Annotated in this window: 17 protein-coding genes and 1 pseudogene; 4 read left to right on the top strand and 14 right to left on the bottom strand. The window is 62.7% G+C overall.

Annotation, left to right across the window (positions count from 1 at the left end; translation table 11 throughout):
* Positions 1–87: pseudogene (locus K9B37_RS17595) on the bottom strand (IS5/IS1182 family transposase); the annotation flags it as partial.
* 15 nt (positions 88–102) lie between these two features.
* Positions 103–273: a recombinase family protein gene (locus K9B37_RS24950; RefSeq protein ID WP_369414348.1), complete on the bottom strand. Its 171-nt coding sequence runs from the start codon at positions 271–273 to the stop codon at positions 103–105.
* Between the two features lie 841 nt (positions 274–1,114).
* Between K9B37_RS24950 and K9B37_RS17590 the strand changes: the two genes are divergently transcribed.
* A complete protein-coding gene (locus K9B37_RS17590) occupies positions 1,115–2,269 on the top strand; it encodes an RHE_PE00001 family protein (protein WP_224314833.1) in 1,155 nt (384 codons plus the stop codon).
* Between the two features lie 157 nt (positions 2,270–2,426).
* On the opposite strand, the gene K9B37_RS17585 is transcribed toward K9B37_RS17590, so the two are convergent.
* The 9 genes from K9B37_RS17585 to K9B37_RS17545 form a co-directional block, all read right to left on the bottom strand.
* On the bottom strand, positions 2,427–3,239 hold the full coding sequence (locus K9B37_RS17585; protein ID WP_224314832.1) for an LssY C-terminal domain-containing protein: 813 nt from the start codon (positions 3,237–3,239) through the stop codon (positions 2,427–2,429).
* Positions 3,240–3,343: 104 nt separating this feature from the next.
* Positions 3,344–3,697, bottom strand: coding sequence for a hypothetical protein (locus K9B37_RS17580; protein WP_224314831.1), 354 nt, complete (start codon positions 3,695–3,697; stop codon positions 3,344–3,346).
* A complete protein-coding gene (locus tag K9B37_RS17575) occupies positions 3,679–3,993 on the bottom strand; it encodes a hypothetical protein (protein WP_224314830.1) in 315 nt (104 codons plus the stop codon). Before K9B37_RS17575 ends, K9B37_RS17580 begins: the two co-directional genes overlap by 19 nt.
* A gap of 75 nt (positions 3,994–4,068) precedes the next feature.
* On the bottom strand, positions 4,069–4,971 hold the full coding sequence (locus tag K9B37_RS17570) for a hypothetical protein (protein ID WP_224314829.1): 903 nt from the start codon (positions 4,969–4,971) through the stop codon (positions 4,069–4,071).
* Between the two features lie 107 nt (positions 4,972–5,078).
* Positions 5,079–5,366, bottom strand: a complete 288-nt coding sequence (locus K9B37_RS17565) for a hypothetical protein (RefSeq protein ID WP_224314828.1) — start codon at positions 5,364–5,366, stop codon at positions 5,079–5,081.
* Positions 5,367–5,408: 42 nt separating this feature from the next.
* Positions 5,409–6,848: a DUF1254 domain-containing protein gene (locus K9B37_RS17560; protein ID WP_224314839.1), complete on the bottom strand. Its 1,440-nt coding sequence runs from the start codon at positions 6,846–6,848 to the stop codon at positions 5,409–5,411.
* 211 nt (positions 6,849–7,059) lie between these two features.
* Positions 7,060–8,883, bottom strand: a complete 1,824-nt coding sequence (locus K9B37_RS17555) for a tetratricopeptide repeat protein (protein WP_224314827.1) — start codon at positions 8,881–8,883, stop codon at positions 7,060–7,062.
* Between the two features lie 211 nt (positions 8,884–9,094).
* Positions 9,095–9,454 (bottom strand): HdeA/HdeB family chaperone, encoded by a 360-nt coding sequence (locus K9B37_RS17550; RefSeq protein ID WP_224314826.1) that lies wholly within the window; start codon positions 9,452–9,454, stop codon positions 9,095–9,097.
* Positions 9,455–9,546: 92 nt separating this feature from the next.
* Positions 9,547–10,194 (bottom strand): hypothetical protein, encoded by a 648-nt coding sequence (locus tag K9B37_RS17545; RefSeq protein WP_224314825.1) that lies wholly within the window; start codon positions 10,192–10,194, stop codon positions 9,547–9,549.
* Positions 10,195–10,546: 352 nt separating this feature from the next.
* Between K9B37_RS17545 and K9B37_RS17540 the strand changes: the two genes are divergently transcribed.
* Both K9B37_RS17540 and K9B37_RS17535 read left to right on the top strand, forming a co-directional pair.
* Positions 10,547–10,789 (top strand): hypothetical protein, encoded by a 243-nt coding sequence (locus K9B37_RS17540; protein WP_224314824.1) that lies wholly within the window; start codon positions 10,547–10,549, stop codon positions 10,787–10,789.
* A 369-nt stretch (positions 10,790–11,158) separates the two neighbouring features.
* Entirely contained in the window at positions 11,159–11,338 is a 180-nt protein-coding gene (locus K9B37_RS17535) for a hypothetical protein (protein WP_224314823.1), read from the top strand.
* Positions 11,339–11,675: 337 nt separating this feature from the next.
* Here the strand turns inward: K9B37_RS17535 and K9B37_RS17530 are convergent, their stop codons facing one another.
* On the bottom strand, positions 11,676–12,155 hold the full coding sequence (locus K9B37_RS17530) for a hypothetical protein (RefSeq protein ID WP_224314822.1): 480 nt from the start codon (positions 12,153–12,155) through the stop codon (positions 11,676–11,678).
* 691 nt (positions 12,156–12,846) lie between these two features.
* On the opposite strand from K9B37_RS17530, the gene K9B37_RS17525 reads away from it, so the two are divergent.
* Positions 12,847–13,230 carry a hypothetical protein gene (locus K9B37_RS17525; protein ID WP_224314821.1) on the top strand — a complete coding sequence of 128 codons (384 nt, stop codon included), beginning with the start codon at positions 12,847–12,849 and terminating at the stop codon, positions 13,228–13,230.
* A gap of 297 nt (positions 13,231–13,527) precedes the next feature.
* Here the strand turns inward: K9B37_RS17525 and K9B37_RS17520 are convergent, their stop codons facing one another.
* Positions 13,528–13,929, bottom strand: a complete 402-nt coding sequence (locus K9B37_RS17520; RefSeq protein WP_224314820.1) for a hypothetical protein — start codon at positions 13,927–13,929, stop codon at positions 13,528–13,530.
* The gene (locus tag K9B37_RS17515) at positions 13,914–14,978 is read right to left on the bottom strand and encodes an AI-2E family transporter (RefSeq protein WP_224314819.1); all 1,065 of its coding nucleotides are present in this window, start codon (positions 14,976–14,978) and stop codon (positions 13,914–13,916) included. The genes K9B37_RS17520 and K9B37_RS17515 overlap by 16 nt, the downstream gene beginning before the upstream one ends.
* Positions 14,979–15,054 lie beyond the last annotated feature (76 nt).

Below are 15,054 nucleotides of genomic sequence, written 5' to 3'. Positions count from 1 at the left end.
TCTTCCACCTCTGGGCTTGGCGGGCTCCGGCGGCAGGAGCGGCTCAACGGCCGCCCACAGAGCTTTGGAAACAAGAGGTTGGGCCATGCCAAACCAACGCACTCACGCCAGTTTTGTTAGGCGCTCTAAGACACGCTCGAGTTGCGCGACCGCCTCGAGGACTTGCAAGGAGAACGTGCCCTGAGAAATCGAGGTGCCGACCAGCTCACGTAGACAGCAAAAATGGGCGCTGCGACTTTCAAGGCCTTCTATGACTTCCAGGTGGTGCTTCATGAAGCGGCCAAGCGGTCGAGGCGAGCCAGCACCGGCGTCTCGCCGGGGCCGATGGTTCTCAAGATCTGAGTTAGGATCGCCGGGCCTGAGCTGAGCCAGAGGCATGCTCCCGATGAATGACTGTGCAGCCTGCGCCGTGCAACTCGCACGTCTGAGGGTTCGTAGCCTGCTCGCCGGTAGCGGCTCGGGCGTAACCGATCAGGAGAGACGAGGGGGCACACGGAAGATAAAACGTTATATGCTTGGTGCTATGAGGAGACGGTTGAACGGCTGGCGTAAGGGGTGAGCATCGCTCCTTCGGCTCGGCCGGCACTGGCGAATGGGCCGTCTCAACGCAAGGTTCAGAAACGGAATGCCGACGAGATTGACATGCTGCATCGCTGCTCCGTCAACATCGGACCGTACAGATTATCTGCACAAATTTGGAAGTTATCCGCAACCGGTCGTTTGATGACGTGGTTTGAGGCTTTTGTTTAACCGCCCGCCCTGGAAGGGACTATCCTTCGCTGCGCAAAAATGGCTTAAAATAAGGGCTTCTGCGTTCGCGCGGCGCCACAACGGTGTGCCGCGCGGCGCCTTGACGGCTCAAGACAGCGTCCGCTACCGCACTGCCGGATCGCAGCACTGACGCCGCTCGTTGGCCGCAGGTCAGACCGTAGCAAACGCTTGCTTAGCTTCGTCCATGCAAGCTATGCTATTTATCGCCAATGACTTAGCGATTAAGGATACTGCGGTGTTTGAGGGCAGGGGAGTTGAGTTCGAGGATGAGGCACCGCTGGCGGCCAAAACCTATGATCTGCCGGACCTGCCGTAGGAGGCGATCGCCGGTCGCCTCGAGCAGGTGGCCATCCGCATCCTGCGCCTCGACGCGCAGCTAGTAGCCTCCGACCTGTCGGCCGGCTGGCAGTCGCGCTGCGACCTGACGGAAGCGGTACGGGCCCTCCTTCTTGATGGGCAACTGGTCGATGTTGGCGATCTGGTCCTGCACGATGCCGGTATGGACGTGCGCCATCCCACGCACGAGCTCACCCGCGCCGCCGCACTGAGAGCGCGCCGTACGGCACTCGCCCGTAAGGCACCTTGGCCTCTCTCGATTGACGGCTTGGCGGCCCTGCGTGGCATCGGTCCGCTCAAAACCGAGGCGGAACAGTCGCGCACGAAGGCGAGGCCTGATCCGGACGACGAGATGGCCTATCCACCGTTGGCCAACGATGCCGATCCGTGGGCGGCGCACTTTGCCGCCATCAATGCCTTGCTCGAGCGCACGAGCCAAGTGCTGGCAGGTGAAACCCCACTGCCGAAAAGCCGCTTGCCGCTGGTCTATGCGCCGGATCAGGACGACGCCGAGGCCGAGGACCTGTGGCTCGACGTGGTCCAGCGCACCAGCCACTGGCCGGCCATCGCGGCGGCAGCCGTGGCCTGGCAGGCTTGGCTCGATCTTAATCTCTATCCCCGTCTGCCGTGGCTCGGATTGATCCTCGCCGCGGCCATTCTGCGAGCGAGAGGGCTGACGCATCATCTGCTGCCGCTGGCCGCCGGGTTCAAGCAAGCCAAGTTTCGGCCGCAGGGCAGGGAAGGGGCATCAGAGAGGCTTCAGGGTTTCTGCACCGTGGTCGAAGAGGCCATTGCGCTCGGTGAGAAGGATCTTGACCGCCTGCTCCTGGCGCGTGAGCTGATGGACTGGGTGACGGCCAAGACCTGCTCGAACTCCAGGTTGCCGGAGCTGGTAAAGTTGTTTCTCTCACGCCCTCTGGTCACCGTGCCGCTCGCCGCCAAGCTTTTGCAGGTCACGCCGAAGGCGGTCGACCTGATGCTGGCCCAGCTCGGCGGGGCAAGGCCGCGCGAACTCACTGGCCGAACCCGATACAGAGCCTGGGGATCGTCTGAGGGCTGCCGGACGACAGAGTTCATCGCGGCTTACAAAGGGGAGGGAGGGGAGGGCAGATCACGGACGCTAAGCAGACCTTCGCGGTACTCCTGGAACTTCTCCGTTTGACCCAAAGCGGTCCTTCGGTGTTCTGATCACTACGCGCCGCACCATCTTGTTCATTCCCTTGTCTCGAGCCGTGCAACCTCCCGCCACCTAAGCGTGGATGGCAGCGATGTTGACGTCGGAGGCGCCGAGGACACCCATGATGGAGAATGAGACCCTTTCATCGCTGCGGCAATGAACCCATGACAGCCTTCCAGATTGCATCCTTCGCCGCAATAAGCGCAGGGCTGGGCAAGGTGTCAGGCGGCTGCAAGCGCCTTTGCCCGGTGGCGACGAGCACGGCAATCCAGATTTCCCCATCGGTGGAGTAGAGGTCGCCTTCGCCGTTGCGCCCCCGCAGCGTCGGCCCAATGCCCGACACCTGATAGCGCACCTCAACCATTCCGGCCTGCACGAGGTCGGAGATCAAGCCGTCACGCTCCGCATCGATGTCCGGGGCGATATGATGGGTGACCTGGCCCGTGTATCGGCTCAGGCCTACGCCGCGGTCGAAGGTCGCCGACCCGAGCCATACGGGGCGATCTTCCTGCCCACGCGCCAGAACCCTCCAGAGTCGGACGTGATGCCGACGGTCGGCGCTCGAACCCACCGGCTTCTCGAAAGCTAGATCCTCTCGTCGTCCATCATAGAACAGGGCGCTGACCGGGGCATCCGGATCGGGCCGGTCGAGGGCCACGCTGCCGATGATCGCAAGGCTGGTCTGGAACGTGATCGGGTCAGCCGGGTACCAGCCGGCAACGTGCATGGCTCGCACGATATCCTCCTGTGAGCCGACCAGGCCGACATTCAGTGGATCACCGGGGATGCCCTGTCCCGTGTGGGTCAGCATGGGCTGACCCTCAAGGCCACGCTGGTGTTCGTAGTGGGACCACGCCGATGGCAACGCTACGTAAGCAAGCAGACCGTAGAGCCCGAGAACGATCAGGGCCAGCAACAGGCCATGTCTCACCAGGGTGTGGCGGCGCGATGGCATGGCCCGACCTCGTCGGAAGGCGAAAGGAACTCCGGCCAGATGGTCAGAGCGGGGCGAAGGTCACAGGCGCCTCGCATGGGAGGGACGATCAAGAGGCACCTGCATCAGCGACCCAACGCGCTACGGGCGGCGTCCAGCGCCCTCGCACAGGCGGCCGCGTCGCCTGCCGCGTCGGCCTGCCTGGCCTGGGCGAGCGCCGCCAGGGCGGTCCGGCCTGCGGCGGCACCATCCAGGCGCTGCTCGGCGCGGGCAATCGACTCCGGTGTCGGCTCGCGATGGTCCGTGGCCGCCGTGCTCTCGCTTCCCATACGACCACGGCCTGCCGTGGCATCGATTTGGGCATCGGCCTGGGCTTGAACTTGGTCGATGTCAGCCGCACAGGTACCGGCGTGGGCGGAGACCGGCACGAGTGTGGCCGCGAGAAGTGCGGCGAGTCTCGTCAATCCTGGAGATCGCATGGGGCAGGCTCCTGTTGCGCCACTATGGCAGGATGGGCGGCCATTCCTGAGGCATCCCAATGCCGCGTTGGAAGAGCCGTCCTTATTTCGGGAACAATAACTGCACCTGCGCCCGGAGCTGTCAGTTGCATGCTGACCGGCTGCTTGCCGATCTTGAACACTCGGCCGAAGCCGCCGACCGGCACCGTCCAGCGATCCTTGGATTGCGCCAAGAGAGCTGTACTCCACAGCACGGCGGATGCCGCCGCTGCAATTCCCATCCATCCGGCTCGGGTTGCGGTGCGCCCAAACCTCATCAGAATGCTCCTTGTATCTGGCGCGACTGGATTACTCGCGGCCCTCGGCCCGGACCAGCCAATGCATATCGTTGTTCAAAATCGAGCGCTGAGGCCGAGCACGGGTCCGTGCTGGAGCATGTCGAACTCGTAGCGCTGCCGGCCCTCACCCTGTGCATAGTCCACGGACAGCGCCCGATAGCCGATCACGCCTGAGAACACGATGCCCTGATAAGTCCCCAGCTCGAACCCGTAGCCGCCGATGGCCTGCCAGGAGGAGTCACTTCCGACCCCGAATCCGCCGATGTCACCACGCAGGAACAGTTCGTGACCCGGCGCCACCGCATAGCGCACCCGTGCGCCGATCACGGGATCGAGCCAGTCGACGGCCCCCGAGCGGGCGAGGGCGCGGGCGCCCACCAGTTCCAGGTCGGCGATCCCCACGGTGCGATCGATCTCGAACGAGATGTCCGCCTCCTGATACCAGTAGCGCGCACCGCCAAGGAGATCGAACGCGAGCGACCCCGTGCGGGCGACCTCGTAGGCTGCCCCGATCTCCGCGATGGCCATTTGGATATCCAGGCCGAGGGCGCGGCCGACGGTTGTCGTGACGCCCGGCGCGGGCGCGCGCGTCCTGACGTTATTGCGTGCGAAGCCGATGCTGCTCCAAACGAGGTCGCCGTAGAGGGCGAACCGGCCGTTGCGGGCCTCGAAGTTGCCCATCAGGCCCACGAGCGTGTCGCTCTTCTCGACGATGTTGACGAAGCTCGCATGCACCTTCACCGTGCGCCCTCGCACGGTCTCGGTGCCATTCAACGCAGTGAGCCATCCGTAGGGCGTGATATGGAAGCTCCATGAAGGCGGCATGGAAAATGGTGCCTCGACGACTGGTGCCTGGGCCTGCCCCAGGTCTGCGGCCCACACGGCTCCTGTGGTCCCGAGCATCACGCCAAGCGACGCGAATACGACGCGACAAAAACTCGAAACACACGTCTGCATAATCATCCTTCAAGATTTGGATCTGCGATGGAACGGCAATGGCCGTCCCATGGCCGCAGGTGTGAGCTGCCTTGGCAGCTCCTAATCCTGCGGCCAGTTCGGTGGTGTCAGAAGTCCTCCACTCCATCCCTGCATCGATAGCCAATGAAGCATTGCGGATTGTTGGAGCTCGGAACCCACGCTGGCTCGGGGAACTGACCAAAGAGGCATTCCGACCCGTTCTTGACGAAGCGGGCATAGGTGGAGGGACTGGTGTCGAGGACAACCGCACCTTCCTTCAGCACAAGCTGGCGGTTGGCGCTGCAGGTCCGTTGGGACGTCGGCGGTCCGACCTGTGCTGTCGCTGCTGTCGCCGCCAGGGCGGCGACAGCGACTATGAGCAGGCGTTTCAACATCGATCCCTCCTATGGGTTTGAAGAGTGGGTCTCGTCGGGCGGCTAGACCCGATCGTTGACCTTCTTGACCGCCGGTATCGTCCAGGTGCCATCGATGATCGACGGGTTGCTTTCGTTCGGCCAGTACATCCGCAACATCAGGATGAACTTGCCAGCCGGAGCTGGCAGCCAGTTCGACTCCTTGTCCGCCCCTGGGGAATCCTTCTGGATGTAGAGGTCGACCGAGCCGTCCGGATTGGCTTTCAGGTTCTGGCGCGCGCTGATCGAATAGCGATTGATCGGATTGGGGACGAAGAAGTAGGCACCGTCATACATCGTCAGCGACCAGAAGCCCTCGACGGGTGGTAACTGGCCTTTGGCAAACCGCATGACATACTTGTTGGCGCCGTCGTAGGACTTGCCTTCGCCGTCCTTGAGCGAGGTTGGATAGACCGCATCCTGCGGGCGGTTGGCTCCAAGACCGATCGCCGTGACGAGAGCCCGCATCAGGTAGTCGGTACCATAGATCCCGGTCTTCGTCGTGAAGCCCCAGCCATCGATGTCGTGGACGTCCTTGTTGATCTTGAACTGAGCCATGATCCGGTCGTTGGCGATGTCCGGAATGCGCTTGACGAAGTCGGCCCGAAGCTTGCTGGCATCGAAGTCCTGGCCGGGGACGAGTCCGATCTTGGCAAACTTCGCGAGAGCAGGGGCATCCGCTGCCGCCGGCGGGTTCGCCTTCATGAGCTCCGCCAGCAGGGTGAAGTACGCCACCGCATCCATGCGGTTCACCTGATCGCGCACAGCGGTCTTCATGTCGATCGAGGGATCGACCTTGCCGGCAGGTGGCGTGTATAAATTGCCGTAGGCGCTGAGCGGTACCAGCTTGACCTGGTCCTGGAGTGCATGCACCTCGGCATAATCCTCCGGTGTGCCGGTGCAGTAGATGCGGCCGAGCAACCAGACGATGTTGGTGGGCGACTTGTACTCCTTCACGCCCGCCGGCAGCGTACCGGTCCAACCCGGCCCGGTGATGGCATAGGTCTGGGCGCCCGTGCCCGTGGTGCGCTTGCCGGGAACCTGGAAGACCGTCGTCCAGCCGTCCAGCATCGGCATGAGGTAGTAGCGATCCTTCATGTCCGGCAGGCTCAGGACCCAAGGTTCCCGGCCGACATCGAAGAAAGCCGTCGTGTAGAGTGTGTCGGCATTGGGCGCGGTCACATCGCGGAACGCGGCGTCCGGATAGTGCCGGAGCTTGATGATCTGGCCCATCGGCGCCCGGGTGCCCTCGGGAGTAGCCACGTTGGTGATGACCCGGCGTGTCATCTCCATGGTGACCAGCGGGTAACCGTAGATGTAGGCGTCGGTTGCCAGCCAAAACTCCTCGAGTCCTTCGTCGATGCCCAGTAGTTCGCCCAGGTGAGCCTCACTGACGGTGCTCATCGTAGTCCCAGCGAGCAGGCTCAAGACACCGATGCCCGCCTGCCGGCGTGTCAGTTTCATCGTCATGACAGATCTCCCTTTGCGTTTGGGTACTGAGGATTGCGCGATACTTGGCTTACCCGGCACGGCGGACGAACTTGACCTGAGGCTCTCCGGCCGACGGTACCCTTGAGCGAAGTCTTCAGGGTCGCCATGCCCACTGCCCGAACGCTAGCAACGGCGGAGCATTCGCGCCTGTAGCATCGTGTAGTTTACGTAGTGGAAGCGATGGTCAGCGCTGGGGCGGCGATGCCTGTAGTGCCACTTCCGCTGCTGTTTGGGCCGGCACCGGGAAGCCGGCCTTGCGGGCCCCTTCGGCATAATGGGCCGCGTCCTCCGGCCGGTAGTTGCGCTTGGCCATCTCCTCGTCCCAGTGTTCGAAGATGGTCGGACGCATACGTAGGAACTGGTCACGGGCCTCGGCGGCTTCCGGCGCCTTGCCGAGCTGGGCGTAAATGACGGCAGCGACGAAGTGGTAAAGGGGAAACTTCTCCAGCGCAGCCTGCCGGATCAGGCTTTCGGCCTGGGCATAGTCGTGCTGCATGTAGGCATAGACCGCTAGAACCCCGCTGTAGTAGCCGGAGTGACCTGGGTTGCGGGCGAGCGCCTGCTCGATCAGCTCGGCGCCGCGCTGCCAGGTTCCTGCCTGGGCCAGACAGGTCCCGAACTCGCCGAGCAGCTCGGTGTCGTTCGGGTTCAGCGCCACCGCCCGCTCGCCGACCGCCAGCGCCTCGTCAGGCTGCCGGGCGAAGAACAGCGCCATCATCATGGATTGCAGCGCCCGCACGTTCTCCGGATCGAGGCGAATCGCGCGGCGGGCGGCATCGAGTGAGCGTTGGACCGCCGTGACAGGTTCGGTCCTCGGATTGAACCCGAACCGGTCCTCGTCGAGATAGAGGACGGCCAGCATCGCCCAGGCGGTCGCAAATTCCGGATGGAGCGCCACAGCCCGCTCCAGACAGGTCCGGATCGTGGCATGGCTCTCTTCCGACAGCGCGGCCCGGTAATCGTAGAACCGGAGCGTGCATGCGTAGGCTTCGAGGTCGTCGGGCGGGCGGGCGCTGGTCCGGGTCTGATAGGCCCGTTGAATGATGCCGTAGGGCTGCGCCACGGCTGTCGCGACCTTGCGCGCGACATCGTCCTGGATCGTGAGGAGGTCGCGGACCTGCAAATCCTCATCGTAAGTCTGCGACCACAGGACGGCGCCCGTGTCAGCATCGAGGAGACGGCCTGCGATGCGCAGGCGGTGCGCGGCGGCTCGGACGCTGCCCTCCAGCACATACCGGACGCCGAGGTCATGGCGGATGCGGGCGGCATCCGCCCCCGGCGGAATGCTGCGCGACGTCTCCCGTCCGAGGACGGTGATCTCCTTGAAACGGGCGAACTGGCTCAGGACCTCCTCGGTCAGGCCGTCCGCGTATGTCCTGGCCGCCGAAGGCTCGCCCAGGGCCGCAAACGGCATCACGACGAGGGTCGGCCCGCCGGGAGGCACATGGGCGGATGTCTGGAGCGTCCGGGGCGCACTGTCGCGCCACGTACCCCACAAGACAAGGCCGGCAAGGAAGGCGAGTACGATGGAAGCCGCGGTGAGCCAGGGCGTCCAGCGCCGTCGCGGCGGTGTCGCGACCGGATTATGAGTTTGCGGAGCAACCGAAGCGGAGGCGTCCGCGGCCGGCGGTGTGTGCCAGGAGAAGTGCGGGATGTAGGCCCCTTTGGGAATGGTGATGACCACCGGGTCCGCCTGGCCATCCGAGAGATAGTAGCGCTCCAGGGCCCGGCGCAGCCGTCCGGCCTCGATGCGCACGACCGGATCGCCCTGTGCATCGAAGTCCGCACTACGCGAGAACACCTCGGTGCCGATGGCATAGGCCTTGATGCGGTTGGCACGGCCGGCGAGCGTCTCCTCTACGACATAGCGCAGGAACTTGCGGGCTCGTGCGGAAGCGTCGAGGTCGGGACTGGCGAGGAGAATATCGAGCTGGGTACGTACATCCTCTGCCGCAGGCTGTAACTGCGCCTGCGAAGCACCGGCAGTGCCGTCGCTTCCATCGAGCATGGGTCGGTCCATTGTCCGCGGGCGCACGAAGACGCCTCTTCCCGTAACCTACCGTAACCTACTCCGCACGCGTGCGGTAGGGGGGCGATGCCAGCACTTGTGGAGCGCCTTCGCGTCGGTGCCCGGGGCAGCAAACCTTGTAAGAACTGGTTGGCAAAGCACGCAAAAAAGGCGGGCATTTGCCCGCCAGGAGGTCATATGCTTGCGTGCCTCATTTCGCCAGGACGATCCCGCGCTCCTTGCGCATCGTGTCGAAGACAAGCCCCATCGCTGCGATGACTTTCACGCTCGGATTGGCCTTGCAATAGACGATGACCTCGTGCTCGGCTTCCTTCGCACGCGGCAGGTTGATGAAGTGCTTTTGCGCAAGACCGTTGTACCAGCCGCTGTACCATGTCGTGAGCAAATCGGCGTCGTCCTGATATGTGCCGGCGAGCTGAGCACAGGTGAGGGCCTGAACGTCGAGGAAGCCGTCGGCATCGACGTAGCTGCTCAATGGAACCGGATTTTGGGCAGCGGCGCCGGTAACGGACGCAAGGCACACGACGGCGACGAGGGCGAGTCTTTTCACGAGGTAGTCTCCTTTGACAGTGATGAGCTGAAAGTGAACTCGGACCGGATCCGTTCGGCGACGGCTTCCGAGCAGCCAACGCCTTGTCACCCTTAGTAGGGGCGATAGGGATAGGCAGGATAATAGTGGTAGGGAGGTGCGTAGGGGTGGTAATGGCCGTAAGCACCGGCAGCGGCGGCGCCAGCGTAGAACGCACCCCGATAGGCGGTCCTGCGGGCCATGCCGGCGAACGGCAGCGGCGTGAACGGCAGGCCGATGATGTCGATGAATACGGAGGCGGGACCGTCAGCATTGCCCAGATTGCCTTCCAGCACCGCCACATCAAAGATGATTTGGCTGCCTTCCATCTTTGGGTTCTTCAGAGTGACGACTGCATCCTTTACCGAAGCTCCTGCCTTGTCGAACACCGACACGGTCGCGTTCGGTGGGTCCTTGGCAAAGCTGTCGGAGCCGACCGCCCACTCTTCGAGGAGATGAGCCGTCAGGGCGTGGCCCGCCGCCCGCACCGGACGATCAGCGAAGATGATGGAGTTCGGAGCGACGCCCGTGAGAACGAGTTTGTCTCCCTCGAGCTTCGCTCCTGCGGAATTCATGACGATCAGCGCCGGCTCGACCTCGGGCTTCACCTTGCCGATCTGCTTTTGACCTGGTTGCCGGATGGCATCCTGGGCCTGCGCGCCAGCACACAGGAAGGCCAGGACGGCGGCCACCTGAATGGCTGTCGATGGTGCTCTTCTCATAGTGATCTCTCCTGTGCGGGCTTCGAGGTGATGACGGACGTCAGTCCCCGAACACGCCCTGCTGCCGGGGGACACTTCGCGGATCGGGGACTGCCGCAGACCGCCCGTGGAAACGGGGCGTATCCGGGCATGACGTTAGCAAGCGACCGCGATGGCCTGCCTGTAGCATCGTGTAATTTACGGAGTGGCGATCGCAGTAAGTGCCGGGTTCGAGGGCGTCCGGACGATGTCCCCGCAGGGCTGTCCCACCCGCACCTACAGTAAGTTACTTCCGTTTCGAAGCCCTTCCATCGATGATGTCCGTTGCCGGACGGCACACCTGCGCTTCCGAACCCGGCAACGGGGTTGCACCATGCACCACGCCGTCCAAGCCGCTATCGCCCGCTTCCCGGACCGGGGCCACGCCATCGAGGAGCTGGCCAAGGCCGACGAAGACTTCCTGTCGCTCTGCGAAGACCTCGCGGAGGCGCAGGTGGCCCTCGCGCGCTGGGAGCGCTCGGACGCTCCGGTTAGGACGACACGCTGCGCCGAATACCGGGAGCTGGTGAGGGAGCTCGTTGCCGAACTCGAGGCGGCGCTTGATCGGAATGCCTAGGAGCTTCCCATGAGGGCACACCCTAGGAACTGGACGAGGATCGCATCCTGATGAGACATCCGATCCGCACTTTCGCCGAAGACAGGATGATGTGACATGGAGCGGATCGGCACGACCGCAGTCATACCCCTCCTGAACAAGGCGGCCCCCCCGAGGCGGAGGTCGGGCGCGACGCTCCGAGGAGCCGATCAGGGGCGGTGCGAATGCTCGGTCCCTGCGACCTGGCCCTCGCCAGCCCGCATGAGCAAAGGTCCGGGGCGGAAGGCGGTGGCGCTCATGGCTGACTTCATCAGGTCCACGCTTCTCCAACACCGATCGCCTTGGCACGCCCTCACCCGTTCCCGCTCTGAATCTGCAAAGGAGAAGTCGATGCTCGTCAGACTGCCATTTTTCCTGATCCTGTCCGTACTGGTCTCCGGCTGCATGTCGGGCACTTCAGGCAGCCAACCGCCAAATTACGTCGAGGCCGGGCTCACACAGAGCCCGCTCCCACGCGGATCAATGGTCGCGTCGCCGGATCTGCCTGGGGCCATTGGCGGTCCTGAATAGGCCGCCTCCTCATCAGCGGCCTATCCGAGACCCTGCATCAGCCGCGGCTGCGCGAGTGATTATGTCGGGGTGTTGGCGACCAAGGATTGGGCGGCAGCTTGCTGCCTCTCAAGTCACATCCGTATGTCACGGCGCGTGCTGGCGTTGGCTCCGTTCGCCCGAGCGCGTTCGGATACCGCAGGTGCTCACGCCGGCCGAAGCATGGCGGGGAATGGCAAGACACGCCACCGGACTCATTTTTGAATGGCTCCGCAATGGAGACTCACCAGCACGCAACTGCTCAAGCCTTGAGAGCAAGCGCCCCTGAACTGCAATCCTGATGCAAATCAAATCGGCTTCATCTGGTGGAGGTCGACCTGTCGTCCGGCGGCTGTTGCGATGGCCAGACGGCCTGGAACATCGCGAACATGAATGCGGTGGTAAGTCCGAACAGCAACACCCCGGCAAGGGATTGCAGGACACCCATCATCTGCCAATGAGGCGCCAGCGCGATGTTGCCGGTGCCGAATCCCGTCATGGCTCCCAGCGAATAGAGCATGGCGGACTTCACGTCCGGGATGGCGCCGAGTGTGAGATAGGCGAGGGCCCAAGTGATCGCCTCGATCCCATGCAGCGCCACGATCAAGAACACCGCTGCGTTCATGACCGCAGCGAACCGAAACATGAATTTCCGCTTACGGCTTACCTCTCGAAAGAGCACGGTGAACCCATCATAAATGAAGGCAAGGCCGAAAACGTGAATGATCACGTTCAGCAGGATCAGCGGAAGGCTCCAGGCCCAATCGCTGCCCCACGGCGTCTCGTCGAGAACATTCATGGTGTCGTCCCATCAAAACCGACCGGAAGCGAGCCCACGCACCATCACCAGTGGCGCATCCAATGCCGGCAACCGCAGCGCGGGACTATGTGCCGCGCACGTTATCGGAAGTTGCCGTTCCGCGCCAGGATGCATCGGACAGCGCGTCCGGCCGGGCAGTACCGCTTCGCGTTTCACGGAGGAGGTGACCTCATCACGCCCAGGATTGAACTTCGGTAACTATCCAAGGTCAGGACATGGCGCTCCTCGGACCAAAGAGCTTGGTTCAGTTCGGCGCTAAAGAGCTGACGTTCGTTGAGCGGCGGGATTGTGAAAGTCTGACCCATAGGAGATATTTGAGCTCAAACCAGGGCTTCAGACTTGGGTCAAAAAAAGTGCATTTCAAGCCTACAGGAAAGATGGCGCGCCACAGCCGTCCTCGGAGCGCCGAAATCGGAACGCTTCAAGCTGTTCATCTCAAGCCACCGGAAGACCACTGCTTGGCCCGCGATCGTCAATGGATCGGTCCGTTGTCCGCGGGCGCACGAGGCGCCTCTTCACGTAACCTACCGTAACATACTCCCCAAGCCTGCGGCATAGGGCGATGCTGGAGACATGGGACGGCGCATCCGTGCCGCCCGCGTTCGGCAACAACGTGGGGCGGACCGGGCCGCCGTTCCCGTCACGATCCTCAGCCACCCGGAGAGAAGCAATGCAATTCCCATCAATACTGACGCTTGGCGCGCTCAGCCTGGTCCTAGCAGCGTGCCAAACCCCACAGCAGGCGGTTCAGAGTAAAGAAAACCTGCTTACAGCAGCCGGCTTCACGCTTCAGCCAGCCAATTCGCCTGCACGGGTTGCCGCCATGAAGAAGCTCCCGCCGAACAAATTTGTTCACCAGACCTCGGGCGGGACAGTGGTCTATGTCTATGCCGATCCGGTCGATTGCCAGTGCGTCTATTTCGGCAATCAGGCAGCGTGGTCGAATTATCGTGCCGCCGTCTTTGCCAAGCAACTGGCCGATGAGCAGCAGATGACCGCAATGATGAACCAGAATGCCTTCGACTTTGGGCCGTGGGGTCCCGGCTTCTGGTAGGTCGTTCTTCGCACTCAGATACGCTGTCGTTCCGTCGGATGTGGCGCCGGATGTTTCTGTGTTTGCAGCGTCGAGCACGTAGATGAGGGCGTCCTGCCTGTGTTCAGGCCATGTTGCATGTCATCGAAAAACGGACGGTGCCACATACTGGAGAGCATAAGGAATTGTGGGGCAGCGATGTCTCTCGCGATATTGAACTGCCACCGATCCGACTTGCCGCAACCTTCTGAAGGGCCCCCGCACTGGCCGTCCCACACTTTCTCATGCTCCCCTAAATGGTTCGCAAGGAGCGTCGCGCTAGATTCCAAGATGCCGCACGGGATATCTGAAATGCTGTTCGAATTGGCGATTATGGCCGATGAGGAGCGACGCTTCGGATGGAAGATCGCCTTCGCTGATCGATTCGAACCCTGCCAGTGAGCTCAGAAGGACTGCATTCGGCAGGCTCGCGAGGAGCGTAGCTGGAGCCGGATCGTGGCTTGAGACTGCGACCAGCATCATTTGCCCAGGGCAGCCGAGCTTTGTGAACAGGTCCTCGAATTGATCCTGGACCTCCTGCCATTCGCCTGACTCAATCGTCTTGCGGGCCCAGATCATTGTGATGCCTTGTTGCTTCGGCTGGCCGACGCCGGGTGGCCGAGCGAGCCAATGCCGATTCCCAATGTGCTCCCCCGCATCATGGCTCAGATGAGCTTCCATGCGGCGAGCTCATTCTTCAGATACGCATAGTAAATGGGAGCCGCAATGAGGCCGGGAATCCCAAACACCGCTTCCATGACGAGCATCGCCACGAGAAGCTCCCACGCACGGGCGTGAATTTGAGTGCCCATGACCCGGGCATTCACGAAATACTCCAGCTTGTGAATCGCCACGAGAAACAGCAGAGAGCTGACGGCCAGCACGGGCGACACGCTCAGACTCACGATCACGATCACGGTGTTGGAAATCAAGTTGCCGATCACGGGCAGAAGCCCGGCGATGAAGGTCACCGCCAGCATGGTTTTGGTCAGTGGTAGCTGGGCACCCATCAAGGGAACCAGCCCGAGCAAATACAGTCCCGTCAGGATCGTGTTCAGCGCCGAGATCCTTACCTGAGCAAACACGACGCTGCGAAAGGCTGCTCCGAGGAGGCGGGCTCGCTCCCCTAGGACTTGCGTTAGAGGACCGCCTTCGATCTCGCCGGCCTCGTGGCTGATGGCGATCATCGCCCCGATGATCAGTCCCACGACAATATGCACCACGATCCGCCAGACATCCTCGCCAATCAGCCGCAACTGGCCGGCATTCTCGCGCAGCCATGCGGAGCTTGCTGTCTTCAATCCCTCTGGGTCAGCCGGGATATAGCCACCAACCCAGGACGGGAGGTGCGGGCGTGCGCTCTCGATGACATCGGCCATGCGCCGAAGCAGAATGGCAAGGCTTTCAGGCCCGCCCGACAACAAGGAAATCAGGCCCAAGATTCCGGTGCCGATGGCGATCACAACAAGCGTTGCGAGGAGCGACACAACAACAATCTTGCCGGTACGCCGGGTGACAAGGGCACTGGGTTCCGGGGCTAGCACATGCACCAGTTCATAGACCAGTAACCCGGCCAGTAGCGCGGCGAGCAGGCCAACCTTGAGTGCGCAAAGCAGAGCCAAGCCAGTGAGGATCTGGGTTATCGCTGCGAGCTGAGGGGATCGGCTTGCCCCTTCTCCGGGAGCAAGCGGCTCCTTGGACGAGAGACGGCGCCCAAATCGGTTGAGCATCGCCTACCTCAGGGGTGCGCAGGACACGGCAATTCTGCCCAGCATTGCGCGCATTGTCGATAGAATTCCGTCTGGA

This window comes from Microvirga puerhi (assembly GCF_020089865.1).
Classification (GTDB): domain Bacteria; phylum Pseudomonadota; class Alphaproteobacteria; order Rhizobiales; family Beijerinckiaceae; genus Microvirga; species Microvirga puerhi.
This window is presented reverse-complemented; position numbering and strand designations above follow the sequence as displayed.

Coding starts and splice junctions, on each gene's coding strand:
- K9B37_RS17570 (WP_224314829.1), bottom strand. CDS start 4,971: ATGCAGACGTGTGTTTCGAGTTTTTGTCGCGTCGTATTCGCGTCGCTT.
- K9B37_RS17545 (WP_224314825.1), bottom strand. CDS start 10,194: ATGAGAAGAGCACCATCGACAGCCATTCAGGTGGCCGCCGTCCTGGCC.
- K9B37_RS17555 (WP_224314827.1), bottom strand. CDS start 8,883: ATGCTCGATGGAAGCGACGGCACTGCCGGTGCTTCGCAGGCGCAGTTA.
- K9B37_RS17525 (WP_224314821.1), top strand. CDS start 12,847: ATGCAATTCCCATCAATACTGACGCTTGGCGCGCTCAGCCTGGTCCTA.
- K9B37_RS24950 (WP_369414348.1), bottom strand. CDS start 273: ATGAAGCACCACCTGGAAGTCATAGAAGGCCTTGAAAGTCGCAGCGCC.
- K9B37_RS17540 (WP_224314824.1), top strand. CDS start 10,547: ATGCACCACGCCGTCCAAGCCGCTATCGCCCGCTTCCCGGACCGGGGC.
- K9B37_RS17520 (WP_224314820.1), bottom strand. CDS start 13,929: ATGGAAGCTCATCTGAGCCATGATGCGGGGGAGCACATTGGGAATCGG.
- K9B37_RS17515 (WP_224314819.1), bottom strand. CDS start 14,978: ATGCTCAACCGATTTGGGCGCCGTCTCTCGTCCAAGGAGCCGCTTGCT.
- K9B37_RS17565 (WP_224314828.1), bottom strand. CDS start 5,366: ATGTTGAAACGCCTGCTCATAGTCGCTGTCGCCGCCCTGGCGGCGACA.
- K9B37_RS17575 (WP_224314830.1), bottom strand. CDS start 3,993: ATGAGGTTTGGGCGCACCGCAACCCGAGCCGGATGGATGGGAATTGCA.
- K9B37_RS17585 (WP_224314832.1), bottom strand. CDS start 3,239: ATGCCATCGCGCCGCCACACCCTGGTGAGACATGGCCTGTTGCTGGCC.
- K9B37_RS17530 (WP_224314822.1), bottom strand. CDS start 12,155: ATGAATGTTCTCGACGAGACGCCGTGGGGCAGCGATTGGGCCTGGAGC.
- K9B37_RS17535 (WP_224314823.1), top strand. CDS start 11,159: ATGCTCGTCAGACTGCCATTTTTCCTGATCCTGTCCGTACTGGTCTCC.
- K9B37_RS17560 (WP_224314839.1), bottom strand. CDS start 6,848: ATGAAACTGACACGCCGGCAGGCGGGCATCGGTGTCTTGAGCCTGCTC.
- K9B37_RS17580 (WP_224314831.1), bottom strand. CDS start 3,697: ATGCGATCTCCAGGATTGACGAGACTCGCCGCACTTCTCGCGGCCACA.